General features: G+C 67.8%; 2 protein-coding genes and 1 pseudogene. 2 read left to right on the top strand and 1 reads right to left on the bottom strand.

The window, feature by feature from the left end; all coding sequences use genetic code 11:
* Nucleotides 1-86 precede the first annotated feature (86 nt).
* Both ACWD4P_RS38200 and ACWD4P_RS38195 read left to right on the top strand, forming a co-directional pair.
* Complete coding sequence (locus tag ACWD4P_RS38200; protein ID WP_449782818.1) at nt 87-521, top strand: hypothetical protein; 435 nt, start codon at nt 87-89, stop codon at nt 519-521.
* A 198-nt stretch (nt 522-719) separates the two neighbouring features.
* Nucleotides 720-1,160, top strand: a complete 441-nt coding sequence (locus ACWD4P_RS38195) for a hypothetical protein (protein WP_449782817.1) — start codon at nt 720-722, stop codon at nt 1,158-1,160.
* 116 nt (nt 1,161-1,276) lie between these two features.
* On the opposite strand, the pseudogene ACWD4P_RS38190 reads toward ACWD4P_RS38195, so the two are convergent.
* Nucleotides 1,277-1,396 (bottom strand): annotated as a pseudogene (locus ACWD4P_RS38190) (SAM-dependent methyltransferase); the annotation flags it as partial.
* Between the last annotated feature and the right edge of the window lie 31 nt (nt 1,397-1,427).

Here is a 1,427-nt window from a genome sequence, read left to right as displayed (position 1 = left end):
GCCGGCACGATGGGCCCGGCCGGTGCGGCCGGTGCGGCGGATGCGACCGGCTGCCGCCCCGCGCCGATCAGTTCGACTGCTGCGGCGTGAAAGCGACCCTGCTGGACGGCCGCGTCCTGCGCTCCGGGCACCCTACCGACCTGGACCAGGAAGTGTGGGGCATCCTCACCGTCTACCAGGCCCTGATCCACACCGCCGTGGACGCCGCTGCCCACCAGCAGGGCCTGGACATGGACCGGCTCAGCTTTACCGTCGCCCTCAACTCCGCCCGCGACCAAGTCGTCACCGCCTCCGGCATCCTTCCCTCCGACCCCGTCCGGCTCGTCGGCGCCATCGGTCGCGCACTGCTCGACAACCTCCTGCCAACCCGCCGCCGCCAGCGCTTGAAGGCCCGCAGCCTCAAAAGCCACAGCAAGTACGCCCCGAACGTCGGCAAGCACCCCGCCACCGCCCAGACCTACACCCTCTGCACCGAGATCACGATCATGGAGAAAGGGCTTGCACCCCGCTCACATCGGTAAACGCAACGGCGTTGGGCCCATGTCGTCTCCGGAATCCATACGGAGTCCACATCCCCAGACGATCAAGGTGGGCAGGGTCACTCTTCAGAGCTCGGGATAAACGACCTCTGAGCTTCCTTTGAGCCTCCCGCGCCTGTGACAGAGATACGTTCCCTACAGGTCGGCGGCGCGGCCGGCTCTCGGTCCACGGGGGGGCTTATGGAAATGCTGGTGTACGGCGTGCCGTCGCTCGTCATCGCGCTGGTGCTCTTCGGCATGGCCAAGGTGATCAACAAGGCCCGTCGGACCTACGAGTCGTGGCACGGCCTCACCGCCGAGGCCCACTGCCTGCGAACATACGCGACGACCAGCGGTGGCGGCGACACGTCGCTGACCACGACCCGGCACCACGTCTTCGAGTTCACCACGCACAAGAGCCGAACCGTGCGCTTCGCGGAGGAGGACGCTCCGCTGACGATCCTCGAAGGCGAGATCGCCACCGTGTACTACGCGCCGGGGCGGCCCGAGGATGCCACGGCAAAACCGCCGGCTGTCGGAAAGCTCGCCCAGCGCACAGGCTTCGCGCTGCTGGCTCTCAGCCCGTTCGTCATCGGCTGCATCGTCATCATGGTGCAGCTCGGTCCGCGCGTCGGTGACTAGAAGACTGCTGGAGTCCTCGCTTTGCTCCGCCCGTACTCGGCGAAGGCCTTCCCGTACGTGGCCCGAGCGTGTGCTCGGTCAGCCCTTCTTGGGCGGCACGACGAACCCGCTACCGGTGCCTCCGCCTGCACTATCAGGGTGCCGATGTGCCCCCGCGTTGGGGCCTCCGCCACGGTGGCCTTGGCCGTGGCGAAACTGGCCCGGGTCAGGTGCCGCTCCCACACTGCGGGCTTGTGATCACCCGAGGGGCCTTGGCGTATCCGTCAC

The sequence above is a fragment of the Kitasatospora sp. NPDC002543 genome, assembly GCF_053594915.1.
Note: the sequence above shows the minus strand (reverse complement) of the source record. Positions and strands in the feature narration are given on the sequence as shown.

What these genes read in the sequence shown, in the direction of transcription:
- ACWD4P_RS38195 (WP_449782817.1), top strand. Translation starts at nt 720, where the DNA reads ATGGAAATGCTGGTGTACGGCGTGCCGTCGCTCGTCATCGCGCTGGTG.